Genomic DNA, 25464 nt, shown 5'->3' with positions numbered 1-25464 from the left:
CCCCCTATCCGCATAGAAACGGGCCGCCGTCCCGGTCGGGACGGCGGCCCCCGTTTTTCAGCGCCGCGCGCAGAGGGGACCGCCTTCACGCCCCCTATTTTTCCTGCCGGTAGGCGTGATATTTCCCGTAGTGGTCACCGCCGTACCCGTACCCATAGCCATACCCGTAGCGTCCCCCACCGCCGGAGGCTCCATTGAGCACACAGCCCATCAGAGGAGTCCCGCTGCCGGCGAGAAACTGGAGGCTGTCCAGGATGTGGGAGACCTGGGCGGTCCCGGAGCGGACCACATACAGGGAGGCGTCGGCCAGTCCGGCCAGCGCCGCCCCATCGCCCAGCAGACCGCAGGGGGGCGTGTCCAGGATCACGTAGTCGGCCTCCTCCCGCAGGGTGGTGAGAAGGGCTTCCAGGCGCCTGGACTCCATCTGTCTGCGCGGATTGGACGACGGCTCATCCCCGGCCAGCAGGCGGACCTGCGTCCCCTCCAGCGTCAGCAGGTGCTCCCTGGGATCTGCGCCCCGGAGGTTCAGCAGCTCCGGCGCCCCCCTGGAGGGGACGCTCACCCCCAGGCAGCGCTTGACGGAGGGCTTGCGCAGATCCAGGTCCACCAGAATGACCCGCGCGCCGTTCTGGCTGAGGGTCAGGGCCAGGTTGACAGCCACTGTGGTCTTTCCCTCGCCGGGGAGAGTGCTGGAGACCATGATCACCTTGCGCCCCTCGGCCTCCCGGAGGAACTTGATGCGCAGGCTGCGTACATTCTCCAGGAAAGCGCCGGATATCCTAGGGTTTTGGATGGAGATGGTGCGGTCAAATTGCCCGGAGCGCCGTTTGAACCGCACGGCGGGCAGGGAGGCAAGGCATGTCTGGTTGAGTCGGCGCTTGACCTCCTCCGGCGTGCGGACGGTGCGCCGGGTCGCGGCGAAGAGCAGCACGACCGCCAGCCCCAGGGCAAGGCCCAGCAGCGCGCCCTTGCAGATGCTGCGTACCGGATCAAAAGGGGCGTCGGGCTGGGCGGCCACCGCAGGCTGGGTCAGAATGTGCATCTCAGTGCTGCCCACCACGTAATCGGCCACCCGAGGATAGATGCGGATGACCGTCTCCAGGATGTCGTAGGCATCCTGGGCGCTGGCGCTGGTGACCCGGAGGGAGAAAAGGCTTGTGTTGTCCACCGCCCGGGCCGAGATGCTGCCGTTGAGCCAGCTCACTCCCAGCTCCTGCCGGAGCAGGGACTGAAGAAGGTCGGACTGCAGCAGATAGGGGAAGGTCTTGGCCAGTTGTTCGGCCGTGGCTTTGTCATAATAACTGCCGCTCCCGGCCATGTCGCTGAGGGCGGACGCGCTGGTCTCGATGGTGAAGGTGGCTTCGGAGTGGTAGCGCGGCACATAACTCCTCCAGGCACGTACCCCCATCGCGGTGGCGCCCAGCAGCGCCAGCAGCAGCGGCACCCAGAACAGGCGGCGCAGGGCCCGTCCCAGCTCCGGCAGAAGGCGGTACAGATCAATCCGGCCCTCTTCCTGATCCAGCTTATGTTCTTCCATGGTGACTCCCCGCCTGGTCGGACGGCGCGGCTCCAGGGCCCTCCCCACCGTCTCGGTCTTTTCGGCCCGCGCTTTGGCCATAGCCGTATCCGTATTTATAGCCGTATCCATACCCATATCCGTAGCCATAGCCCCTGTGGTCGGTGGAGAAGGGCATGCTGCGCACATCGTTGAAGACACAGCCCAGCAGCCTGGCCCGGCTCTGGCGGAGCATATCCGCCGCATCGTTGATCCGCCCGGCCGGGACCCCGTCCTGCCGGACCACCAGCAGCGAGGCATCCGCCTGGTCGGCCAGGGCTTCCACGTCAGAGAAAAGGGCGATGGGGGGCGAATCGATGATGATATAATCCATCTCTGCCCGCGCCTGGCGCAGCAGAGCCGCCATGTTCTCCGAGGGGATGAGCTCCGCCGCCCGGCTGTTGGAGCGGGTGGAAAAGAGGGCGTAGAGCGGATACTGCTCCAGATATTCCGGCTCATAGGGGATCTTGCCCTCCAGCAGATCGGCCAGCTCCCGCTCCGGCTTCCGTCCGAAGAGCTTGTACTGCGCCGCCTTGTGGAGGTCGGCGTCGATGAGGAGCACCTTCTTGTTCCGCTGGGCCAGCGTCAGGGCAATGTTGGCGCAGACGGTGGATTTTCCCTCGTTCTCCGCCACACTGGTGACCAGGAGCACCTGGGCCGACTCTTTCTGGAGGGCATAGGTCAGCTTCACTCCCAGCTTATACACCGACTCGGTGAAGTGGAAGCTGGCCACCGGCATGGTGATGAGCAGCCCCTTGTTGGCCCGGCGCAGCTTTGCCCGCAGGGTCTTGTTCTTCACCTCATGGTGGAGGGTGGAGAAGAGTTTCACATCCAGCTTGCGCCGGAGGGCGGCGGTGGTCTGCACGGTGTCGGAGCAGAGGGCCGCCGCCAACAGCAGCGCCGTCATAGCCGCCGCGCCGACCAGAAAGGCCTGCCTGCGCACCCGGCTCATATCCACCGGATTGGAGGGGGCTGTCGGCACGGTGGGACTGTCCAGCTCCTTGAGGATCACGTTTTGGAACACATGCTCGGAAACGGTGTCATAGTTCTCCAGCATCAGCTTCAGGGTCTGAAAGGCGTCCTCAGGCGAGTCCGCCGTGACCCGCAGGCTGAGCAGATTGGTCTCGGGCAGCACGGTGGCTTTCAGCGTGCCCGGCAGGCTCTCTACGCCCAACTGACCGGCGGCCACTGAACCGAACATATTGCTCTCAAAAAGCTGGGTAAAGGTGTCCGCGATTTCGGCGGACATGCTCAGGTTGGAGAGCACGGTGGAGTAACTGCTCCGTTTGACACTGACGGCCAGCACGGCACCTGCGGTGTACTCTGGGGCATACAGGTTCTGGACGGCGATCTCCGTCCCCATAAGGGCGATGAGCCCTGCCGCCAGGATCAGCAGCCAGTTTTTCCACAGCCGCCGCCACAGACACAGGGGATTGAGCTCTGACATGGAAAACATCTGCTTTTCTTCCATCCCGCGCCCCCTCATTCCACAACGACGTAGAGCGCGGCGGTCCCCTCGGTCCCCGTCGGCCCGGCGCAGGTATAGCGCACCCGATAGGTCCCCGGCACGGAGGTGTCCACCTGTGCGTCCACCGTCACCGTCTCCTCGGCACCGTAGGTCACCGACTCCAGATACTCCATGGGCTGAAAAACCGCGCCCCTGGCCAGATAGACCAAATATTCCGTCAGGTAGATGCGCGGTTCCCCCTGGGCCTGGTTCCTGATGACGATGTCCGCCGTGAAGGAGGCGGTATCTCCCAGGCTGTTGGTGACCTCAAAGGTGACGGGGTAGGTCCCCTCGGCGTAAGCGGAGAGGCCACTGCTGGTCACCTTGATGCGCTCGGACACATCCCCGTCGATGAGATCCGTGGCGGTCAGCCGGTCCCGGATCTGGACCGCCGTCCCCACGGAATAGCGCAGCTCCCGGGAGAGGGCAAATTTGGGGGGCGCGTAATCGGTATAGCGCACGGTCCGGGTGCGGTGGGCGACGTGGGCGTCGCTGTCCACCACGGCATATGTAATGGTGGTTTCACTGCCCTCGATGGTTTTGGCGATCCCCTGGATGAGTACCCTCTCGGTGAGGTCTCCATCCTTGTCGTCCCAGGCGGTGACTCCCTCCAGCAGCTTTTCCCGGCTGTTTTCTCCTACAGAGATGACCAGGGGCTCATCGGGACACCGGAGCACGGGCAGGGTGCGGTCCTCCGCCCGGTAGTGATAGTACTCGGACGCGGCAAGGGCGCTCCCGGTGAGCAGAAAGAGCACCAGAGTGAAAATTTTCAGCTTTTTCATGGCATTCCTCGGTCGTTAGAATTGGGCCAGCACCGGCCTGATGGGCGCATTCTCCAACATGCGCCGGGGATTTTCCTCCAGCAGGAAATCCGCGATTTCCGGCGCGGTGTACTCCGCCACATAGCTCCGGGCGTCCTCCAGCCATGGGGTGCGCCGGTAAGGGCTGTGGGCATCGCTGCCGATGAGGTGCATGCACCCCTCCCCCAGGCACCAGTGAGCCGTCCGGGCCGCCCGGCGGCCAAACCGGCCAAAGAGGCTTCCTTTATTGATCTGGAGCGCCCACCCCGCCTCTATCCACCGGAGAAGGCACCCCCGGTCCTCCTGCGCAAAACGGTAGCGTTCCGGGTGGGCCACCACAGGGACCGCCCCGGCGGCGCTGATCTCCTCCAGCATCCGCTGGGCAAAGGAGAAGGGCGCTTCAAATCCAAACTCCACCAAGAGATACCGGCTGCCGCCCAGAGTGAGGAGCTTCCCCTCCCGGAGATGCCGTGGGGTTTCCGGGGTGACATAGACCTCCATCCCCGCATACAGCCGCAGAGGGATGTCCCGCTCCCCCAGCAGGCGGGCCAGGCACAGGAACCGCTCCTCCAACGCCTCTGTGCGGTAATTGTCAAAACAACCCGGCACATTGCAGTGCGGGGTGGCGCACACGGCGGTAACGCCGCTCTCCACCGCCAGACGGGCCATCCGACAGCTCTCCTCCTCAGAGGAGGATCCGTCGTCCACGCCGGGCAGGATGTGACAGTGCAGGTCGATCATCGCCTAACCACCCTGGAATTCCTTGAGGTAATAGGCCTTTTTCAGGCTCTTCTCCTCCTCGTAGGTCGCCTCCACCTCCTTGGCAAGCGAGTCGTCCTGTCCGATGGCCTTGAGGAGCTCCCGCAGCCGGGCCACTACAGCGGCCACCTTCTGGTCGCACTCCTTCTCCAGCGCCGTGAGCTCCTCCAGCTTGCCATACACTACCTGGGTGCGCCGCTCGGAGGTGTGCTCCCCCGCCGTATACTCGTCAATGGCGGACTGGACGATGGCCTCCAGCTTGCCCACATAAGTGGAGCGGAGCACATACATAGTGGCAATCTCTTCTCGGATCTCCTCCTCCGCCGCTTCCACAGCCGCCGTATCCCCGCCGGTGGACAGAGTGGGCGTAGGCGTCGGGGAGGCGTCTGGCGCCGGAGTGCCGGAGGGCTCCGCCCCGCCGCCGTCTAGGAGCCTGCGGGCAGCCTCCTCAGGCGCAAGACTCCCATCCGCAAGCTGCTCGATCTCCTCCTGCGAGAAACTATACTGGGTGACGTTGTATTTGACCATGGCATCGTTGAGGGCCTGCTGGTTTTCCTCCAGCCGCTGGCTGATAGAGTCCTTGTCCATGGTGAGTCCGTAGCGGGCGGCGTTGATATTGTTCCACTGCCACGCCGCCGCGGCCCCGCCGGCAGCCACCGCCACCACCAGAACACACAGCGCGATCTTCGCCCCTTTTTTCATAGCACAACTCCTTTCAGCGGCGGACTGCCGCCAGCTCTTCCAACTGGACCGCCGCCCCCTGTTCCACCGCCCGGATGGCGGCCTCGTTCACCTCGTCCGGCTCCCGGAAAGTGGGGACCAGACGGTGCAGCTCCTGAAAAATACGCTCCCGGCTGCCGCTGTCCACCGCATCGGACAGCGACTCCAGCCATCGGTCCAGCTCCGTGGGAGCCAGAGGCGCCCGTTCCTCCACAAAGATCTTTTCGTGCTCGGTACGGCGCAGGTCGGCGCTCTGGGTGAGGAGCTCCTCATAGAGCTTCTCGCCGGGACGCAGCCCGACCTCCTCGATCCTGATATCCACATAAGGGGTGTAGCCCGACAGACGGATGAGATTTTCCGCCAGCTCCAATATATGGACCGGCCGCCCCATGTCCAGCACATAGACCTCACCGCTGCGGGCAAAGGACCCTGCCTCCAGCACCAGCTGTACCGCCTCGGGTATGGTCATGAAATAGCGGATGATCCGCCGGTCCGTGATGGTAACCGGCCCGCCGTAGGCAATCTGCTTTTTAAAAAGTGGGATCACCGAGCCGCTGGACCCCAGGACATTCCCGAAGCGCACGGCGGCGAATTCAGTCCGACTCCCCTCCCGCAGGCCCTGGAGCACCTGCTCACAGAGGTACTTGGTCGTGCCCATGATGTTGGTGGGGTTCACGGCCTTATCCGTGGAAATGAGCACGAATTTTTCCGCCCCATATCGCTTGGCGGAGAGCGCGGTGTTGTAGGTGCCGAACACGTTGTTTTTCACGGCCTCCTCGGGACACTGCTCCATCAGGGGCACGTGCTTGTGGGCCGCCGCGTGAAAGACCAGCTCCGGCCGATATTTTCGGAACAACTGGTCCATTTTCTCCAGCTCACGCACCGAGGCGATCTCCACAGCCAGCTTCAGCCCGTCTCCATGGCGGTGGAGCAGATCGTTCTGCAGATCGTAGACAGCGTTCTCCGCGATATCCACCACCACCAGGCGTCGGGGCTGACAACCGGCGATTTGACGGCAGAGCTCCGCGCCGATGGACCCTGCGCCGCCGGTGACCATCACGGTCTTGCCCTGGACAAAGCTGCGGACCCGGCTGTCGTCCAGCTTGACCGCCTCCCGGCCCAGCAGGTCCTCGATCTGCACCTCCCGCACATTGGCGGCCAGGGAGCCTCTCCCCTTCTCCAACTGCATCAGAGGGTCGGAGAGGATGTGGAGGCGGCAGTTGGTGTGGGCGCACAGGTTCAGGATCTCCGACCGCCGCTGGGGCGTCAGGGTGGGAATGGCCAAAATGATCTCTGTGACCGGCGTGTTCGGAAGAATCGTCAGCAGGTCGTCGATGGGCCCTTTGATGGGCACGCCGTGGATCATCTTCCCTATCTTGTCGGGGGCGTCGTCCACCAGGCAACAGGGCGCATAGCGCCCCAGAGGGTTGCTCTGGAGCTCGGACAACAGGGCCACCGCCGCCGTACCCGCGCCGATGATGGCCGCCTGGCTGCGGCCCTCGCCGCTGCGGCCCGTGACGCGGAAGCGGTATATGCGGTAGAGAAAGCGAATAAACAGCATGGCCAGCAGCGCCAGCGCCGTGCCCGTCAGCGCCTGGACGATCCAGATAAGGCTGGCTCTCAGGGCAAGGTTGGCCACCGCGTAGAGGCCATATCCGCAGGACATCCCCATCAGCAGCACCAGATATTCCCGGCTCTCCGCATAGCGCCACAGGCTCTCATAGGTCTTGAAGGAGAGCTGGAACACCAGTACGCAGAGGGTGAGAAAGCCGATATGGAGCACCAGGTTCAAAAGCTGAATGTCACTGCGCAGCAGCGCGGGAAGAAAGAGGAAGAAATTGCAGGTAAAGATCAGCAGCACGTCGGCTGCCAGGACGATCCACCCGCGGAAACGGGATAGATGCACGATTCTCCCCTCCTTCCCCGATTTTAACCTGAATTTCAAAAATTTTACCTTTTATTATACCTCTCCCGTGCGGAAAAGTCAAACAACTCCCTTTGTTCTCGGCTCTCCCGCGCTTCCAGGGTACCCGTCCCACTTCCCCGTGGGGAGGGCGGCACAGAAGCAGCATCCTCCCCCCGGCTTCTCCTCCAGCCGGATGGTCCCTCCGTGGCGCTCCAGAATGGCGCGTGTCATGGGAAGCCCAAGTCCCGCTCCGCCCATGGCCCGGGAGCGGGACTTGTCCACCCGGTAAAAGGGTTCAAAGATCTTCTCCCTGTGTTCTTCTGGGATTCCGGGCCCGTCGTCCTCCACCCGGATCAGCACATTTCGGTCCTGGAGGCTGGCAGCCAGTACAACATGTCCTCCGTCCGCGCCGTATTTGACCGCATTTTCCGCCAGATTATAGAGGGCCCTTGCAATGAGCCTGTCGCTGCCCAGTACGGTGCCTCCCCCTTCCGTCCGGAAGCTCATACCCTTTTTCTCCGCCAAGGGCTCCAGCTCGTGGGCAATCTCGTCCATGAGAGGGGCCACGTCAATGACATCCTGCATGGGGACCTCCTCCATACAGGACATATCCAGCAGGTCCTTGACCAGCAGGCTCAGCCGCTCCGTCTGCCGGCGCAACGACCCGATGAGGGCCTGATACTCCTCTTCCGTGTGGTCCTCATGCTTGGAAAACACGTCCAGCCGGGTCTGGATGGCCGCCAGCGGGGTGCGCAGCTCGTGGGCGGCGTTTGCGGCAAAACGCTTCTGTGTCTCAAAGGCGCTGTCCAGCCGCAACCGCATTCCCTGAAAGGCGTTGGACAGGCTCTCGATCTCGTCTCCGGTCTGGGGTGCGCCGCCCTCCGGGGAGTCGGAGAGGTTCTGCGCACTGAGATTGGCGACCTGATTTTTCAAATTCACCAGAGGACTGAGACAATTCTCTGTGATCATATAGGTGGCCACACCGGCCACTGCGATGGTACAGATGACATAGACGATGCTCTCAATCCGGTATTTGAATTTCGCCCCCAGGCCCCGATCCTCCGCGTATAAAGGCCCTTTCTCCCCGGTAGGAAGGAGGATCGTGCCGCTGGCGGCGGCTCCCTTGGAGACGGTGGGTAAACCGTACCGGTCGTCCCCACGGGTGACGGTGGTCTGGGAGGCATAGATGGTATAGAGCATCTGATCCCCCGCTACGGTCATGGCGGCCGCCAGTACGATGCAGGAGAGGGCCATGGCGATCATCACCAGCAGGGTAAGGCGTTTGCCAAGGGAGAGCCTTTGAAACGGATGAACGCCCCTCATACCTCCGCCCCCTCGTCCAGATAGTATCCCACCCCCACCTTGGTTCGGATGAGGTCACATCCCAGAGCAGCACGGAGTTTTTTCCGCAGGGAGGCCATATGTACCCGCAGCGCATTGCTCAGGCTGTCCACGCCGCCGTCCCAGACATGCTCCATGAACTCCTCGGCGCTGACAACCTTGCCCCGATGGAGGAGCAGATACTCCAGGAGGGCATACTCCTTCCTGGTAAGCGTCAGGGGCTGTCCGGCCGCCTCCACCGCGTGGGCGGCGGTATCCAGCATAACGCCCCGGAAGGTGAGAAGTCGATCCTGCTGGGTAAACCGGCGGCGCAGGAGGCCCCGGACCCTCGCCTCCAGCTCTGCGAAGTGGAAGGGCTTGGTGAGATAGTCGTTGGCTCCGGCGTCCAGCCCCCGCACTTTGTCCTCCAGGCCATCCCGCGCCGAGAGGATGAGGACCTTCACCTCCGCATTCACGGTCCGTATTTCCCGCAGAAGCTGAAATCCATCCATTCCCGGCAGGTTCAGGTCCAGAACAACCAGATCGTACTCCACCACGCTGACCAGCTCATGGGCCTTGCAGCCATCGTCACAGCCGTCCACCGCGTAAGAATTGAGCCGCAGCCCCTCTACCAGAGATTCCAACAGGTCCTGCTCATCCTCCACCACCAAAATCCGCATATCCTACCCTCTCTTTCCATTGCAGGCAACATTATATCAGCAGCGCCCGCCCCTTTTCAATCCCCGCCGGGCATCCTGTTTCCCAGGGAGCGCCGTTCCTCCCATCCCGCTCAGCCGCCGCATTCCGTATACCCGCCAAAGTTTTTGATCGTCCCGCAAACTGTTTGTTCATAACAGAGATTTTTCATGTTAATTTTTGTAAAATGTTATGTCTTTCTTTTTTCTCCATAATTCGGTATGATACATATTGTGCCAAATGCCAGCGCATCCGCCTCTCTAACACGCAGGAAAGGAAGCGATCCATTCTATGTCTCTTGCAGGCTGCAGCCATTCGGGTATTTACACAGCCACTTCCTTTGCACAGCCCCATGGGCTCTCCTACGGTATCGCGTACCATGGCGCGGACGGAAAGCAGATCGTTCTGGAGGATATCTCCTGCAATCAGGAATTCGTGAGCAAGATGGCTGAGCTCTTTACACTGTGCCAGCTCCCTCCGGACAGGTTTAAACGGGCCGTAATTGAACTTCTCCCCTAAGAGGGCGAATATCCTCCCTCCGGCTGCTTTCCCGGGGGGAGGACATCTCTTTGGCAATATTTTTGCCTTGCGTCTGGCGGCGGGCCAATGTTACCCTCATAGGCAGGAGGTACATCACCATGAAGCATTTCTATTCCAAGCTGGCCGCAGTTTCACTGTCGGCCCTCGTCCTTACCACCAGCGCGTCCGCCCTGTCCCACACCGTGGTTCGCGGGGACACCATGTGGAAACTGGCCGTGCAGTATCAGGTCGGCACCAGCGAGATCATCGCTTCCAATCCGCAGGTCTCCAATCCCGACCTCATCTATCCCGGCCAGATCCTCACCATCCCCGAAGAGGACGCGGCGGTCACCCAGTACGAACAGGAGGTGATCCGTCTGGTCAACGAAATTCGGGCGCAGAACGGACTGAGCGCCCTGACCTACAACTGGGAGCTCTCCCGGGTGGCCCGCTATAAGTCCCAGGACATGGTAGACAACCGCTATTTCTCCCACACCAGTCCCACCTACGGCACCCCCTTCCAGATGATCCGCTCCTTCGGGCTCTCCTATCGGAGCGCCGGTGAGAACATCGCCTATGGCCAGCGCACCCCCCAGGCTGTGGTCAATGCCTGGATGAACTCCAGCGGCCACCGGGCCAATATTCTGAGCAGCTCTTATACGCAGATCGGCGTGGGTTATGTGGCCAACGGTCACTACTGGACCCAGATGTTCATCGGCTGAGAGGCCGGGATATTCTTACTCGCCTGACGGCCATGGCCTCGCCGGCGCAATTCCTGCGCCGGCGAGGCTTTTCTCTTAACGAAAATTTAACACCCGGTATGTTATGCTTTCCTCACGCTTGGGGCGCCCACGGCGTCCTGCGAGAACTTGAGGAAAGAGGGTCACGTTATGTCAACTGCTTCCCCCGGAGCCAAGATCAAAGTGCGAAAACAGCCTCCCCTTCTCCTTGCGCTGGTCCCCTTTATTTGTCTCATCGCCATCATGCTGCCCAGTGTGATCATTCTGGGCGCCGACCCCCAGATCCCCCTCATCATCTGTACCGCCGTTACCTCCGTCATTGCCATCTGCTTCCTGGGACGCGGCTGGCAGGAGATCGAAGACTCCATGATCGAGACCAACACAATGGCCATGCAGGCCAATTTCATCATTATGATCGTGGGCTGCCTGGTGGCCACCTGGATCGCCGGCGGTATTGTCCCCGGCATGATCTATTACGGTCTCAAGCTTTTCTCGCCCAGCGTGTTCCTGGCCCTGCTCCCTGTCATCTGCGCCATCATCGCAGTATCCACCGGCAGCGCCTGGACCACAGCGGGCACCATGGGCGCCGCCGCCATGGGCATCGCCGCCGGTTTGGGTATCCCGCCCGCCATCGCCGCCGGAGCAGTGGTCACCGGCGCCTCCTTCGGCGACAAGCTCTCCCCCCTCTCCGACAGCACCAATCTGGCCGCCGGGGTGGCGGGCACCAAGCTGTTTGACCATGTCCGCCACATGCTCTACAGCACCATTCCCAGCTTTCTTATCGCAGTGTCTATCTTTGCCGTTATCGGCAGCCGCTACAGCGCCGATTCCGTGGATACCTCTCAGATCGACGTCATCCTCTCCACGCTGGAGGCCAGCTTCAATATTACACCCCTCATCTTTATCGCTCCCCTGTCCGTCATCCTCATGATCGTCTTTAAGGTGCCCGCCATTCCCGGTATGCTGGGCGGCACGGTCATCGGCTTCTGCTTCGCTCTGGCCCAGGGAAATCCACTGGGTGACATTCTCAGTCAGATGATATACGGCGTACAGCTCTCCAGTGGAAACGAAATGGTGGATGCCCTCCTGAACCGCGGCGGCATGCAGTCCATGATGTTCACCATCTCCCTTGTCATCTGCGCACTGGCCTTCGGCGGTGCGGTCAAGGCGGCCGGCTGTCTGGACACCATCATCGCCGCCATTCTCAAGCGCTGTCATTCCCGCGGCAGCATCATGACCGCCAACGTGTTCACCTGCATCGCCATGAATTTCATGGCCGCCGACCAGTATATGTCCATCGTCATCCCTGGCCAGATGTATAAAAAGGTATATGAAAAGCTGAACCTGGCACCCAAAAACCTCTCCCGCGTCCTGGAGGATTCCGGCACTCTCACCTCCGGCATCGTCCCCTGGTCCACCTGCGGCGCGGTCTATCTGGCTACCCTGGGCATCAGTGCTTTCCAGTATGCCCCGTACTGTTTTCTGGCCATCATCAACCCCCTGATCTCCATTACCTACGCCTTCACGGGCTGGACACTGGCCCCCCTGGACCCCTCCAAGCCCATCAAGAAGTCCATCACCGTAGAGGAGATGAACCAGTCCTGACCTCCCGGCACAGTGCCCCGGCGTACGCCGCAGGCCGTCCCCGTCAAAACCGAACGGTCCGTGCCCTCGGGCGCGGACCGTTCTCTGTTTCAGTTGGGGTGTGCTGACCGTGCCCAGATATGGCTCAGGTTTCGGTCTCGATCTGTCCGCCGTCCGCGGCGGTTCCCTCGCCGGCCTCCGGCTCCGTCACCACGTCGGACACCACATCGCCGGGGTTGGAAGAGGAATTGCTCTCAGACCACTCCCGCTCCAGGGCCGCCCAGTCGCGGACCTGCAACAGACCGGTCCAGATCTCATAGAGCCCGTCTGCGCCGCTCTCCACCTCAAAGTCGTGGGAGTTGGTGGCCTCCTGCACATCGGCGTAATACCACTTGCTCTCGTCCAGATTGTCCTCCCAAGTGATCATATTGGGCAGCATGTGGTCGGCGTCGGGCTTGCGGCCCAGGGTGCGGTTGACGATGGCCATCGCCTCCGCCCGGGTGATATCGGCGTTGGGATCGAAGGTTCCGTCCCCCTTGCCGTTGATGAGCCCCAGCACGGCGGCGCGGTTGATGTACTTGTTGGCCCAGTGCCCGGCGATATCGGTGAACTGGTCCTCGCCCTCGTAATTGCCGCCGAAGAAGCGCACGGCGATGGTGGCGAATTCAGCGCGGGTGATGGGCGCGTCGGGATCAAAGACGTTCCCCGGCTTGCCCATGATGACCCCCGAGGTGGTCAGCGTGGAGACGGCGTTGTTGTACCAGGCCTCCGCCGCCACGTCGGAGTAGGGGTTTGTGGTGGTCCAAAGCTGAGCCCTGGAGTCCTCGGTGAGCATACGGAAGAAAATGGTGGCCACCTCGGCCCGGGTGATGCTGGCCTCCGGGTGGACCAGACCGTCGTCCCGCCCAATGATATAGGCAAAGTGATCGGCCATGTTCAGCTCCGGCAGGGGTCCCAAAGGCGTATCGTTCTCATCGATGACGGTATCCCCACCGCCACCGCCACCGCCGCTGCCGCCACCGCTGATGGTGTAGCCCAAGCGTGGACGTGGGAAGAGATAGCTCTCGCCCGTGTCAGACAGGGTCAGATAGGCCTCCACATTGGGATAGACGTAGTGCTCGCCTCTGGAGGTATCCCGCTCCGCCAGCCGGGCGGTATAGGTCAGGGACACCCGCTCGCTACGATGGATATCCTGTCCCAGGGTCAGCACAAAGCGCTCATCCTGACCTTCCGCCTCGGGGTAATAGGTCAATGTGGAACCGTCGGCAAAGGTGATCTGGTTGTTCTCGTCCAACTGCCCCTCCATGGGGGCGTCGCCGCCGATCTTCAGCGCAAAGTCCGCCAGTGCGGGGATCTCCTTGCTCTTGATGGACAGGTCGAAATCGTAATCCTCATCCTTGCCGATGACGTCCGTGATGGTGCTCCCGGCGGGGACCACCACGTTGACTCCGCCGCCATAGATCTGGTCCATTACGCCCTCCAGCTCGGCGGCGGTCTCCTCCAGGGAGGCGGGGCTGGCGGTAAAGACGCTCTTGCGTTCGGCGTAATCCATCAACTGCCCTGCCAGCGTGGTCAGGGCCGACAGGCCCTCCTCGTCTGCATAGTAGGGATAGCGCACGGTGATCAGCCTGACCCCCGCCTCCGTGACCTTGTCCAGCTCCTTGGCCGCGAAGTAGACGCCCTTTTCAAAATTGGTGAGGGCGCCGGAGGTCTTGATCTGACCCACCACATCGGCCAGGGCCTCGTCGCCCGCAGCGGTGTACGCGGCGGGCTGGGCGCTGACCGTCTGCCCCAGCAGAGCGGTCAGGTCCGTCAGGCTCTCATAGCCGCCCTCGGCGGCGTCGTTGTTCTGGAGCCGGGTCCCGTCATTATAGGTGTCATTGGCCGGGTTCCCGGCGTCGTCCAGCCACCAGAAGCTGCCGCCGTCGGTGATGAGCACCAGATAGCGGTTGGCCTGGGGGATCGTGTCGGGGGCCTTTTCCAGGTCGGCCAGTCCTGCCCGGATACCGGCCTGCAGGTTGGTGCCGGTGTGGCCGGCCAGCCAAAGCATCTCCTCGCCCAGACTGTAGTCGAACGTGCTCTCCGCGGTCAGTTGGGACATCTCATAGACCGTCTTGGCGTCGTTTGCAAAGACGGTGAGGCCCGCGTAGACATTCTTATCCGCCATGGCGCCGCGGATCTCCTCGGCCCAGGACTGGATCATGATCTCGTCTCCGGAGCTGAAAAGACTGCTGGTGGCGTCCATGACGAACTCGACGGCCACCGGCGTCTCGTTGACCGGTGCGGAGATCTCCAGGGAGATCTTCGTCTCGCGGACGCTGTTGAGGGCGCCCGCCGTTTTCAGCAGCGTGATCCCCAGCTCGTCCGCCGCCTCCGTGGGCTGCGGCTCCGCCGCCAGCGCGACCGGCAGCATGCCAAGCAGCATCACCGCGGTCAGCGCGGCGGCCAAAATCCTGCGCTTATCCATTACCCTGATCCCTCCATTTGAAACATTCACAGAATCGGCTGTGAAAGAAACCGGGAACTGCCAATCCGCAGAAGAACGCCCAATTTCTCTTCAAGTTTATGTCATTATAGCATGGCAAATCTGGAACAGCAACTAAAAAACCGCCCGTTTTGGGAAGTTCCTCTCTAAAAACTTCTTTCAGTCACAAATTTTTCATGTAAATTTATTAAAAATATAAATTTGTAACTTTTTATTACCATGCGTTCTCCTTTCCATGTGAAATTTAGTAAATTTCCTAACTTTATCTTTAGGAATCCTTGAATTTGTCCTCCCCCCGTGCTATACTGGCACAAAGTGGTTCAATAGACACTTTTCTGTTATTCACGCTTGTCTCCCCCGCGCCAGGGTCGTTCGGCGCCGCGCTCCGGCATTTCTTCGCCGTGGCCGCGGTTGTCTGCGGAGGGGGCAGGTTCGCAAGGGAGGATGTTTGTGATGAGGACTGGAATGCGAAAGGGCTCGTCCCGGCTCGTCGCCATGCTGTTGTGCCTGGTGATGCTGTTTGGTATGCTGCCCATGAGCGCACTGGCGGACGAGGGGACCGGCACGCCCCCCGTCCAGACGGAGGCCCCTGTCTCCACACCGGAGGCTGCCCCAGAGGGTTCTCCCGCGCCTACAGCGGAGGCGAGCCCCGAGGTCTCCTCCACGCCTGCGCCGGAGACGAGCCCCGAGGTCTCCCCCACGCCTGCACCGGAGGCGAGCCCCGAGGTCTCCCCCACCCCCACGCCCAGCACGGAAGTTCCGATGGATGAGGTGCTTGACGAGTTGGAGACCGTAGAGACACCGCCCGCTGCGGTCAGCAGTGTGGAGAACGGCTTCGGCCATAAGATCCTGCACCTGGACTGCGGCCGCAAATACTTTACCAAGGAGTGGATCATCGCCCTGATCCATGAGATGGCCGCCGCCGGGTACAATGAACTGGAGCTGGACTTCTCCAATAACGAGGGCTTCCGCTTCGCGCTGGACGATATGGATGTCACCTTTATGACTGCGTCCGGAGTGGAGAGGAGCATCGATCTGACCCCCGCCCTGGGTGGCGATGCAGATGGTTCCGCTACGGATACCCCCTGGCTGACCCAGGCCGACATGGACGAGATTCTGTCCGTGGCGAGAGGCGAGGACATCGCCATCGTGCCCCTGCTCAATTCCCCCGGCCATCTGGGACGGATCCTGGACACCGTCGCCCCAGAGTACCGCTACCAGAACTCCAATTCCCTGGACATCACCAGCGACGACGCCAAAGCCTTCGGCATCGCCCTGATCCAAAAGTACGCCGCATACTTCGCCGACGAGGGTTGCGAGTACTTCAACATGGGCTGCGACGAGTTTGCCAATGATCTCTACTCCTCCGGCGGCATGGGCTTTGGCCATTTGGTCAGCGCCGGGCGGTACGGCGACTTTGCAGACTATGTTAATTCCCTGGCCGGCGTCCTCAAGAGCCTGGACCTGACCCCCCGGGCCTTCAATGACGGCATCTACTATAATAATGATACCTCCGTGTCCTTTGACCAGGACATCCAGGTCTGCTACTGGTCCTCCGGGTGGAACGGATATGCCGTGGGCTCCGCGGCGACCATTGTGGAGGAGGGCCACGCCGTTATCAACACCAACGGCGACTACTACTACGTGTTGGGCAAGAGAGACAAATTTGACGGCGACAAAACCGGCAGCGGTGCGGACAGCTTCCGCAATTATACGTTTATGGGCACCACGTTTGACGAGGACGAATCGCTGGTCATCGGCTCCATGTTCTGCATCTGGTGCGATTACCCCGCCGCCGAGAGCGAGACGGAGATTGCCGCCAACGTCCGCCAAGCCCTGCGGGTCATGGGCGGGCGGATGGATAAGAAGAACGGCGCTGACCTCACCTCCGCCACTGTCAGCAACGAGGCGGTGCCCGGCGGCTTCAACGCCGACGGGACCATTTATGCAGTCCTGGCATATACCTACGAACTGGGCGAACTGACCATGGGCGCCCCTACCGTGAACGCCAGCGGCAGCCTGACCCTCACCTGGAGCGAACCGCTCATCACAGCCACGGGCGATGTTGCCGCCCTGGCCCTTCCCGCCGTGACCTATACGGTCTCCAGAGACGGGACGGTCCTGGGCGCCACTGACGCCACCACCTATACCGTGGAGAACGCCCGAGCGGGGGCGTACACCGTATCCGCCGCGCTGGACGGCGACGCTGCCGCCCCTGTGTCCTCCGCCGTCACCGTCACGCAGGAACAGCTCGACGCGGCGGCAATCCAGAACGGCACCATCACCGGCGGCGGCACCGCAGACGCCTATGAGCTGAGCGACGTGTCCAACGGCGGCCAGTACCTCATCGTGTACCAGTCCGACTCCACCTCCGGCTATGCCCTGAAGAACGACGGCAGCGCCGTGCCGGTCACCATTGCAGACGGCCGGGTCGTCTCCGAGGTCACGGAGGATATGCTGTGGACGTATACGGAGGAGAGTAGTTTTATCTGGACCAGCTACTACCTCTCCAGCGGGGGCAAGTATTTGTATCCTTCACGGGATGGCATTATCACTTCCAGTCAAAGCAGCATTACGCTTTCCGGCCAAAATAGTACCGGCACATACACCATCAGCGGCAGCTATAGCCGGTATCTGCAATATAACCGCGGCAACTTTTCTGCCGCCCGGAATTCTTCTTCCACCCTCTATTTTTATGAGTACACGGCGGGCACCGAGGCCTGGCATGTGGACACTGAGGCGCTGGACGCCAAGCTGGCCGCGCTGGCTGCGGAGGGCCTTCAGGCGGACGACTACACCTCCGCGAGCTGGAGTGCTTACACTGCCGCGCTGGACGCCGCCCAGAATCTGACCCCCAACACTACCGCTTACCCCAGCGCGGAGACCGCTCAGGCGGCGCAGGACGCCATCGACGCCGCCCTCTCCGCCCTGAACACCGCCTATGCCGGGCTGGTGAGGGTGGAGCGAGTCACTATTACCATCCACTGTGTGGATGGTAGCGGCAACCGAGTTGCCGCCGACACCACCGTACGGCTAGAAAAGGGGGGCTCCCAGACCATCACGGCCCCTGCCATCGCCAACTACACCGCCACCGGTACGACCTCCGTCACACAGACCTGGACGGCAGACAGCGAGGTCACCTTTACCTACCTCCTCACTCCCACCGGCGACCCCCTCACCATCGAGTATTGGATTACCAACGTAGTAGTCACTGGCTCCAATGGCGTCACCTCTAAGGAGATCACAGTAGCCGAAGCCTACGGTGCGGAGGGAGTAGAAGTTGCTCCTACTTACGCCCCGACAACCGGCACCTCCTCCACCTTTGGCGATATGGTCTACTGGAAGTCTGTGCGTCTGGACTCCGCCCACAAGCAGACTTCTGACAGCGGCGATGACGAGACCGCAAGCGGCACCGATCTCACCAAGGTGCGTTATTACAACGACAGTTGGCAGTATTATACCACCAGTGATGAATGGAAGTCCTTTGCAGAGGGCGACCAATTGGTAGCCTATTACCTTCAGAAAACAGAGGTAACGCAAGAAATCACTACCCTCACCAAGGACTGGGGATATGGTATTCCTTCCGAGGATACATCAGGCCAAAACGGACAGGTCGCTCTATCCTTCGCCGTGGTTTACCCGGACGGCAGCCTCTCCCCCGCCACGGAGTCCCTCATTTATGCCAACTGCACTACGATTTTCAACTACTGGTCTAATCGAGATATCGGGATCATCGCTCCCCAGAGCAATGCCGACTACGACATTGAGAAAATTACGGTCACCAGAGGTTCCCGCCACAGCAATACCAGCAGCAACACCTGGGGTGCTTCTGACAGCATTGACTGGAATAAGGTGACAGATTCTGAGGGGACCCAGTGGTATGACGAGACCACCGCTTGGGATGACTCCATGGAGACTTCTCCCGCAGTCTACGGCTCCGACGGCTATGTCTGGTCGAGAAAAAACACCGCCTTCCTGATTCTCATCTATCTCAAACCCAGGGTCACGGATACTAGTCTGACCGTCCGCTATGTAGACGACACGGACACCAGCGAAATTTACAGCTATCCCGTGGCCGTAACAAACGGTATCACCTTCCTCAATGGTCTGAAAAATACCGGTACAGTACAGTCTGGGACCATCACCCTGGATGATGGGGCCTATATCACCAACAGCTCCGGGGTCGATCAAACCTTTAATAAAAACCTGGCCACCATTCCCAATCTGGCCGGTAAGTACGCCAGCGGTTATTATCAGTATGTAAGTGCGGACGTCTCGGAGGACGGCAAAACCCTGACCCTCCACTATCAGCCCAGCGCCGAGGTTCTGACCTTCGTTGTGGACTTTGGCCTTCCCCTGAACATCACGCCAAATGATCTGGGCCTGGAGAATGCCGACGCGGTGACCGGCCTGACCTGCAATACTTCCAAGGGCACCTACGGCATCTTCTCTTCCAGCGGCACCACCGTCACCTATACGCCCAATGAGACCATCGACGGCGCGGAATCCGTGGTACTCACTATTCACTACTCCGGCAGCACCGTGACCAAGCAGATTCGCGTCCTCCCCGCCAGCGTGGTCTACTATGAGGACAGCTTCGCCACGTATGACAGCAGCTGGAGCGGGACCGGCACCCTCGCCGGTACGGCGCAGACCGCCGAGAAGCTGGGCGCCAAGCAAAATCTCTACGGCTATGATCCGGCCTACACGCCCGGCACCGGCTTCAGCATGGGCTCCGCCCACACCGTCACGGTCAATACAGCAAACGACTCCGCCACCGCCTCCTTCTCCTTTAAGGGGACCGGCTTTGACCTTATCAGCCGGACCGACAGCGATTCCGGCGTCATCTTCATCGAGGCTATGGGAACCAGAGGCACTACCAAACGGCTGATCGTGGACAACTACTATGGCTATGACTTTGTGAATGGGGCGTTTGTCACTGCGGACAAGGGTTCCATCGAGCAGGTACCCGTGGCCAAGCTGGTGGGCCTTCCCTACGACACCTACGACGTGACCGTCACCGTGGTCTACCATCAAAAACTGGACCACACCGGCGACAGCAGCTATTCCTTCTGGCTGGACGGCATCCGGGTCTATGATCCCATGGGCAGCAGCTACTCCGCTTATGCTTCGGACAGCGAGGCGGCGCCTCAGTATGTGGAGCTGCGGAAGAGCCTGCTGAATGCAGCCGCTTTGACCTCCGGCGCCGTTGTTCAGGGAACCACCTTCATCGACGGCAAGGGCGAGACGGCCGTTCTCGCTGACTATGAGAGCTACGGCCCCAACAATGAGGTCTATCTCAGCAAGGGTCAAAGCATCACCTTCACGCTGGGCAGTGTCGACTTTGCGGATATCCAGCTTGGCGCCAGCCTGACGGGCTCCGCAGCAAGCACCATTACGGTGAATGGAACGACAATCCGGCTTGACAGCGCTACCAATCTGTATTATTCTATCAAGAACGCGATCGGCACCGACAAAGTCGTTACCATCACCAACACCGGCGACGGCATGGTGGCCCTGACCAATCTGAAGGCCACCGGCGGTACCGCCACCCTCAACCTCTACTCCAGCCAGGCTGCGGTGGGCAAGGTACTCGCCGCCATGCAGACGCCCGGCACGGGCAATCAGTGAGAAAGGGGTGCTGCAAGATGAAGAAAACTTACTGCAAGCCCCAGATCGCCTTTGAGAGCTTTGAGCTCACCAGCAGCATCGCTGCCGGTTGCGCCATTCCGGCCAACCAAAACCTGGATGGCCAGTGCAGCATTACGATCGGCGGCATGGATCTCTTTGCCTGGAACGGCTGTGAGTTCGACTACAACGATCAGAAGAGCACGATGGGCGTCAAGGTCTGCTACGACATCCCCACCTGGGACACCGTCCTCTTCACCTCCTGAGCCAAACGCCGCAGCGGCCCCCCCCCCCCGGGGGGGGGGGGCCGCTTTCTCTCCTTCGGTCCTGTTTCTCCATTTTTCGGAAGGGGGCCCGCTGTGTATCAAAGGAACTACTGCTTTGGAGGCGTAGGCTTTTCTCTGTCCGCCCCCGTTCCCATCGGGGAGTCGGACGCCCTGCACCTCTTTTCCGGCGGAGAGACCGACGCGGACTACCGCGTGAAGCTCCGCCTCTCGGATGCCTTTCCTCAGCCGCCGGAGGGGCTGTATGTCCACACCCGGAGGGTCAGGGGCTGGCGGGCGGGTCCCCGTGACTGCCGCTTGCTGTATTACTACAGAAGCGCCGGGGAGCCGGAGGTCCCCTATTGCTATGTGGAGCGCTCCGGCATGGAGGTGGCCGTGGACTGGCTCCCAGCCCTCTCCTCCGGACTCCACGCCCAGCAGATCCTGGAGTCTGTGGATCTCTTCCGCTTTCTGCTGGAGCAGGGAGGCGTGGTCCTCCATGCCTCCTATATTCTGCACTGGGGGCGGGCCCTCCTCTTTTCCGCCCCCAGCGGCACCGGAAAGTCCACCCAAGCCGCCCTGTGGGCGCGGCTACGGGGGGCGGAGATCGTCAACGGGGACCGGGCTCTGCTCCGGGCGCGTGAGGGCTGTTTCCAGGCCCACGGCATCTGCTTCTCCGGCACCTCCGGTATCTGCGGGAACCGCAGCGCCCCTCTCTCCGCCCTGGTGGTGCTGGGGCAGGCGGAGCGCTCCACCTGCCGGAGGCTGGGCGGGAAGGAGGCCTTCCGCGCCCTCCTTCCCCAGTGCGCCTACCGCACCTGGAACCCGCAGGATGTGGCCGCCGCCACCGATACCCTCTCCCGCCTCATTGGAGAGACGCCGGTCCTTCGGCTGGACTGTCTCCCGGATGAGAGCGCCGTAAAGGCCCTGGAGGAATGTTTATGAGCCGACAGAACAACGCCCTTCCCCAGATGGTAGAGCCCCTCTGGTCCACCTACATCCACCAGAAGGGGGCCCGGCTGGGTCTCCCGGTGACCGGAACCTTCGAGTTGACCCCCCGGTGCAACTTCAACTGCAACATGTGCTATGTCCACCAGACCGAGGCCCAGGCGGCCCAGGGCGGCAGGCGGGAGCTCACCACGGCGGAGTGGCTCGCCATCGCTGAGGAGGCCCGGAAGGCCGGGATGGTCTTTCTCCTCCTCACCGGTGGGGAACCGCTGCTGCGCCCGGACTTTCCCGAGCTCCTCCACGCCCTCAAGAACATGGGGTTCCTGGTGTCGGTGAACTCCAACGGCTCCCTGCTCCGGGGCGAACTGCTGGAGGCCGTCAAGCAGGACCCGCCCCTGCGCTTCAACATCACCCTCTACGGCGGCTCCAACGCTACCTATGAGCGGCTGTGCGGGCGGGCCATGTTCCAGGAAGTGGTGGACAACCTCCGCGCCCTGAAGGACGCGGGCATCCCTGTGCGGCTCAACGTGTCCGTCACCCCGGACAACAAGGACGACGTGCCGGAGATCTTCCGTCTGGCCCGGGAGCTGGGCCTCCACACCAAGGCCAGCACCTATATGTACCCTCCGGTGCGGCTGGACGACGGCCGCCCCGGCGACGCCCCACACCGCTTTGCCCCGGAGGACGCAGCCCGTTATATGCTGCTGTGCCGGGAGCAGCAGTTCACCTTGGAGGAGCTGCGGGCTTCGGCCGCAGGCGTGCCCCTGTCCGACGGCGACGAGTGCACCGGAAACGCGGAGGGAGAACCCGTTCTGTGCCGGGCGGGGCGCAGCTCCTTCTGGCTCACCTGGGACGGGCGGATGATCCCCTGCGGCATGATGGCCTCCCCCGGGACACCGGTGCTGGAACAGGGGTTTTCCGCCGCCTGGCGGTCCGTCCGGACGGAGGTGGAGGCGATCCGCCTGCCCGCCGCCTGCGCCGGCTGCGCCCTGCGGCGGCACTGCAATCTCTGCGCCGCCTCCTGCTTCGCCGAGACCGGCGACTACGACCGGAAGCCGGACTACATCTGTTCGCTGACCCACACCCTCTGCCGGATCACCCGGGAGAAATACGGAACGGAGGACTGAGCCATGGAGCTGAAGAAAGAATTGGTCCTGCGGGACATCGCGGGAGACTTTGTGCTGATTCCAACAGGTACTACCGTGCTTGAAAATAACGGCTTGTTTACCATCAACGAGGTGGCCGCCCGCATCTGGGAGCTGCTTCCCGGCGCGGAGAGCGCGGCCGCGCTGACCGACGCACTGGTGGAGGAGTACGACGCGGACCGGGACACGCTGGACCGGGACGTGGCGGAATTCCTGGACAAGCTGCGGTCGCTGGGCATCCTATGAGGAAACGGCCCGGGCGGCGGCTCCCGGCGATCTGCCTCTTTTCCGCGGTCCTTCTCCTGGCCGCGGTGTGCTTTTCCGTGTGGCGTTCCTACCATTCGCTCACCGTCACGACCTACCGCTTCCCCACAGACAAGGCGGAGGGGCCGGTGCGCCTGGCGGTGATGTCCGATCTCCACGAGCATGTGTTCGGTCAGGACAACGCCCCCCTCGTGGAGGCGGTGGCGGAACAGCGGCCCGACCTCATCCTTCTGTGCGGCGACATGCTCAACGCCTACTCCGCCTCCTCTCAAAACAGCACGGAGCTGGTGGGGGCGCTCTCCAAGATCGCCCCGGTCTACTACGCCTGGGGCAACCACGAGCTGGACTATCTGGCGGCGGGGACCTCCCCGCTGGAGGAGGAGCTCGTCTCGGCGGGGGCTACCGTGCTGGACCGCGCCTGGAGCGACCTGGACATCCACGGCACGCCCCTGAGGCTGGGAGGGCTCTACGATTATGCCTTCGCCCTGGACGACCGCAACTCCTGCGATCCGGACCGGATGGACCCGGAGGTCTGCCGGTTCCTGACCGATTTTCAGGATACAGAGCGGTTCACACTGATGCTCTCCCACCGCCCGGACAGCTTTGCACTGGGTGAGGCCGCCCGCACTTGGAGCATCGACTTGGTCCTCAGCGGCCACGCCCACGGCGGACAGGTGGTGCTGCCTGTGCTGGGGGGTGTGTTCGGCGGAGATCTGGGCCTGTTTTCCCCCTACCTCCATGGGATGTGCCGCAAGGACGGCCTCACCATGGCCGTGACCAGCGGGCTGGGCAGCCAGCGGGAACGCCTGCCCCGCTTCCACAATCCCCCGGAGATCATGGTGATCGACCTAACTCCGGAATCCTGACGGAGAGGAGATGTGCCCCTTGCAGGGATATGAACGGCAATTTCTGGACGCCCTGGGTGCCTCCCTCCGGGGCCTGCCCGCCCCCTCCTGTCCCAGGACGGAGGAGGACTGGCGCGCGCTGCTGCGCCTGTCGGCGGAACAAAAGGTGCTCCCCATGATCTATGATGCTCTGGCCGCAGGGGCCAGAGCATCGGGCGGCATTGGCCCGGCCCTGGGACAGGCCAGAGTGCCGGTGCTCCGCAGCGCCGCAGAGCAAGCCCGAAAGAGCCTCGCTTTTCTGGAGCTGTGCCGGGCGCTCCGGGATGCCTCCCTTCAGGCGCTGGTGGTCAAGGGTATCCTGTGCCGGAGCCTCTATCCCAAGCCGGACCTGCGCCCCTCCGCGGACGAGGACCTGTACGTCCGCGCGAAGGAATTTGTCCCCCTCCGCGACCTTCTCCTCTCCCTGGGCTTTCAGCCGCTGGGGGATACAGCGCGGGATACGGAGGAGACGGCCTATCGGGACCCGGGGAGCGGCCTCTATGTGGAGGTCCACCGCCACCTTTTCCCCGGGGACGCGGCAGCCTACCGGCGGTTCAATGCGCCCTTCCTCACCGCCTTTGACCGCGCGGAAGAAACGACAGTGGAGGATACGCCTCTGTGGACCCTGTGCCCTCAGGACCATCTGCTCTATCTCATCCTCCATAGCTGCAAGCATTTTCTCCACTCCGGCTTTGGGGTGCGGCAGGTCTGTGACATCTGCCTGTTTGCCTCCGCCCAGAGGTACCGGCTGGACTGGGAGCAGTTGTTTTCCAGTCTGGAGGCGGTGCAGGCCGGAGTATTTGCAGCCAACATCTTTCAGATTGGCCGCGAATATCTGGGTCTGGCGCTGCCCGACGGCCTTCTGTCTCAGATGGAGCGCCGCAACGGAGCGCTGGACTGTGTCCCTCTGCTGGAGGACCTGCTCTCTGCCGGCGTCTATGGCGGCAGCAGCGAGGCGAGGCGGCACAGCAGTCTGATCACGCTCCACGCAGCCGAATCCTGCGGCCGGCCCACCGGCGGCGTGCTGCGCGCGGTCTTTCCCCGTCGGGATACCCTGAAGGGCGTCTACCCCTATCTGGAGGAACAGCCCTGGCTGCTCCCGGCCGCCTGGGTTCACCGGCTGGGGCGCTATGCGCTGGGAGGACCGGGCAGGGGGGCCTCCGCCCGGGAGAGCGTTGGAATCGGCACCCGGCGCGTGGCACTGCTGAGAAAATACCGGGTGATCCCATGACTCCTATCCTTCTCACGCCCGGGGAGGCCGTCGGACGGCTGCTCCCCTTGCTGGATGCAGGCGCCTCCGTTCCGCTGCGGGTGACGGGAAACAGCATGGTCCCCTTCCTCCGGGACCGGCGGGACCTCGTCTCTCTCCGAGCGCCCCGATTCCTTCCCTATCAGCCGGGGGACATCCTGCTTTTTCGCCGGGCGGGCGGCCAGTTGGTCCTCCACCGGCTCCGCAAGGTCCGCGGGGACGGGACTCTGCTCCTCAACGGAGATGGTCAGACCTGGCTGGAAACAGCGTCCCAGGAGCAGGTCCTGGCCGTGGTGGAGCACATCCGCCGGGACGGCGGGCCGCCATTTTCACCCCGGCGCATGGATCAGCGCCTTCTTCAGCGGCTGTGGGGCGCGCTGATCCCCTTCCGCCGCCCTCTGCTGCGCCTGTTGGGCAGGTTAAGCCGTCTCCGCTCTTAAGGCTTGTCTGACAAGAGGGCTCCCTGTGGATCAAAAACCGAGTGGCGGCACG

General features: G+C 62.3%; 20 protein-coding genes. 11 read left to right on the top strand and 9 right to left on the bottom strand.

The genetic code is table 11. From position 1 onward, the window contains the following. Positions 1–94: 94 nt before the first annotated feature. The 8 genes from ABUA09_RS12620 to ABUA09_RS12585 all read right to left on the bottom strand — a co-directional run bounded on the left by ABUA09_RS12620 (position 95) and on the right by ABUA09_RS12585 (position 9247). Entirely contained in the window at positions 95–1537 is a 1443-nt protein-coding gene (locus ABUA09_RS12620; protein WP_279204327.1) for a P-loop NTPase, read from the bottom strand. Next, positions 1524–3026 carry a tyrosine-protein kinase domain-containing protein gene (locus tag ABUA09_RS12615; RefSeq protein ID WP_195614968.1) on the bottom strand — a complete coding sequence of 501 codons (1503 nt, stop codon included), beginning with the start codon at positions 3024–3026 and terminating at the stop codon, positions 1524–1526. Before ABUA09_RS12615 ends, ABUA09_RS12620 begins: the two co-directional genes overlap by 14 nt. An 11-nt stretch (positions 3027–3037) precedes the next feature. Beyond that, positions 3038–3844, bottom strand: a complete 807-nt coding sequence (locus ABUA09_RS12610) for a DUF5011/hyalin repeat domain-containing protein (protein ID WP_195614967.1) — start codon at positions 3842–3844, stop codon at positions 3038–3040. Positions 3845–3859: 15 nt separating this feature from the next. Further along, positions 3860–4603 (bottom strand): tyrosine-protein phosphatase, encoded by a 744-nt coding sequence (locus ABUA09_RS12605; RefSeq protein WP_279204325.1) that lies wholly within the window; start codon positions 4601–4603, stop codon positions 3860–3862. Positions 4604–4606: 3 nt separating this feature from the next. After that, complete coding sequence (locus tag ABUA09_RS12600) at positions 4607–5323, bottom strand: hypothetical protein (RefSeq protein WP_058118527.1); 717 nt, start codon at positions 5321–5323, stop codon at positions 4607–4609. A gap of 13 nt (positions 5324–5336) precedes the next feature. Further along, positions 5337–7247, bottom strand: a complete 1911-nt coding sequence (locus ABUA09_RS12595; protein ID WP_349949408.1) for a polysaccharide biosynthesis protein — start codon at positions 7245–7247, stop codon at positions 5337–5339. Positions 7248–7325: 78 nt separating this feature from the next. Beyond that, positions 7326–8570, bottom strand: a complete 1245-nt coding sequence (locus ABUA09_RS12590) for a sensor histidine kinase (protein WP_075704686.1) — start codon at positions 8568–8570, stop codon at positions 7326–7328. Continuing rightward, complete coding sequence (locus ABUA09_RS12585) at positions 8567–9247, bottom strand: response regulator transcription factor (protein ID WP_058118530.1); 681 nt, start codon at positions 9245–9247, stop codon at positions 8567–8569. Before ABUA09_RS12585 ends, ABUA09_RS12590 begins: the two co-directional genes overlap by 4 nt. A 307-nt stretch (positions 9248–9554) precedes the next feature. On the opposite strand from ABUA09_RS12585, the gene ABUA09_RS12580 reads away from it, so the two are divergent. The 3 genes from ABUA09_RS12580 to nhaC all read left to right on the top strand — a co-directional run bounded on the left by ABUA09_RS12580 (position 9555) and on the right by nhaC (position 12127). Further along, the gene (locus ABUA09_RS12580; RefSeq protein WP_058118531.1) at positions 9555–9782 is read left to right on the top strand and encodes a hypothetical protein; all 228 of its coding nucleotides are present in this window, start codon (positions 9555–9557) and stop codon (positions 9780–9782) included. Positions 9783–9901: 119 nt separating this feature from the next. Continuing rightward, entirely contained in the window at positions 9902–10504 is a 603-nt protein-coding gene (safA, locus tag ABUA09_RS12575; RefSeq protein WP_075704687.1) for a SafA/ExsA family spore coat assembly protein, read from the top strand. A gap of 168 nt (positions 10505–10672) precedes the next feature. After that, positions 10673–12127, top strand: coding sequence for a Na+/H+ antiporter NhaC (gene nhaC / locus ABUA09_RS12570; protein WP_349949407.1), 1455 nt, complete (start codon positions 10673–10675; stop codon positions 12125–12127). A 124-nt stretch (positions 12128–12251) separates the two neighbouring features. On the opposite strand, the gene ABUA09_RS12565 is transcribed toward nhaC, so the two are convergent. Next, the gene (locus ABUA09_RS12565) at positions 12252–14573 is read right to left on the bottom strand and encodes an S-layer homology domain-containing protein (RefSeq protein ID WP_349949406.1); all 2322 of its coding nucleotides are present in this window, start codon (positions 14571–14573) and stop codon (positions 12252–12254) included. Positions 14574–15044: 471 nt separating this feature from the next. On the opposite strand from ABUA09_RS12565, the gene ABUA09_RS12560 reads away from it, so the two are divergent. The 8 genes from ABUA09_RS12560 to ABUA09_RS12525 all read left to right on the top strand — a co-directional run bounded on the left by ABUA09_RS12560 (position 15045) and on the right by ABUA09_RS12525 (position 25412). Continuing rightward, positions 15045–20222 carry a family 20 glycosylhydrolase gene (locus ABUA09_RS12560; RefSeq protein WP_349949405.1) on the top strand — a complete coding sequence of 1726 codons (5178 nt, stop codon included), beginning with the start codon at positions 15045–15047 and terminating at the stop codon, positions 20220–20222. Positions 20223–20239: 17 nt separating this feature from the next. Then, a complete protein-coding gene (locus ABUA09_RS12555; protein WP_033118393.1) occupies positions 20240–20485 on the top strand; it encodes a hypothetical protein in 246 nt (81 codons plus the stop codon). 93 nt (positions 20486–20578) lie between these two features. Next, complete coding sequence (locus tag ABUA09_RS12550; RefSeq protein ID WP_279204316.1) at positions 20579–21427, top strand: hypothetical protein; 849 nt, start codon at positions 20579–20581, stop codon at positions 21425–21427. Continuing rightward, complete coding sequence (locus tag ABUA09_RS12545) at positions 21424–22557, top strand: radical SAM protein (protein WP_227151865.1); 1134 nt, start codon at positions 21424–21426, stop codon at positions 22555–22557. The genes ABUA09_RS12550 and ABUA09_RS12545 overlap by 4 nt, the downstream gene beginning before the upstream one ends. A 3-nt stretch (positions 22558–22560) precedes the next feature. Continuing rightward, complete coding sequence (locus ABUA09_RS12540) at positions 22561–22821, top strand: PqqD family protein (RefSeq protein WP_058118538.1); 261 nt, start codon at positions 22561–22563, stop codon at positions 22819–22821. Next, a complete protein-coding gene (locus tag ABUA09_RS12535) occupies positions 22818–23705 on the top strand; it encodes a metallophosphoesterase (RefSeq protein ID WP_195614958.1) in 888 nt (295 codons plus the stop codon). Before ABUA09_RS12540 ends, ABUA09_RS12535 begins: the two co-directional genes overlap by 4 nt. A gap of 19 nt (positions 23706–23724) precedes the next feature. Further along, positions 23725–24954: a nucleotidyltransferase domain-containing protein gene (locus ABUA09_RS12530; RefSeq protein WP_208319878.1), complete on the top strand. Its 1230-nt coding sequence runs from the start codon at positions 23725–23727 to the stop codon at positions 24952–24954. Beyond that, complete coding sequence (locus ABUA09_RS12525; RefSeq protein WP_195614956.1) at positions 24951–25412, top strand: S24/S26 family peptidase; 462 nt, start codon at positions 24951–24953, stop codon at positions 25410–25412. Before ABUA09_RS12530 ends, ABUA09_RS12525 begins: the two co-directional genes overlap by 4 nt. Positions 25413–25464 lie beyond the last annotated feature (52 nt).

The organism is Intestinimonas sp. RTP31139st1_F5_RTP31139_211217 (assembly GCF_040226735.1).
Classification (GTDB): Bacteria; Bacillota; Clostridia; order Oscillospirales; family Oscillospiraceae; genus Intestinimonas; species Intestinimonas butyriciproducens.
This window is presented reverse-complemented; position numbering and strand designations above follow the sequence as displayed.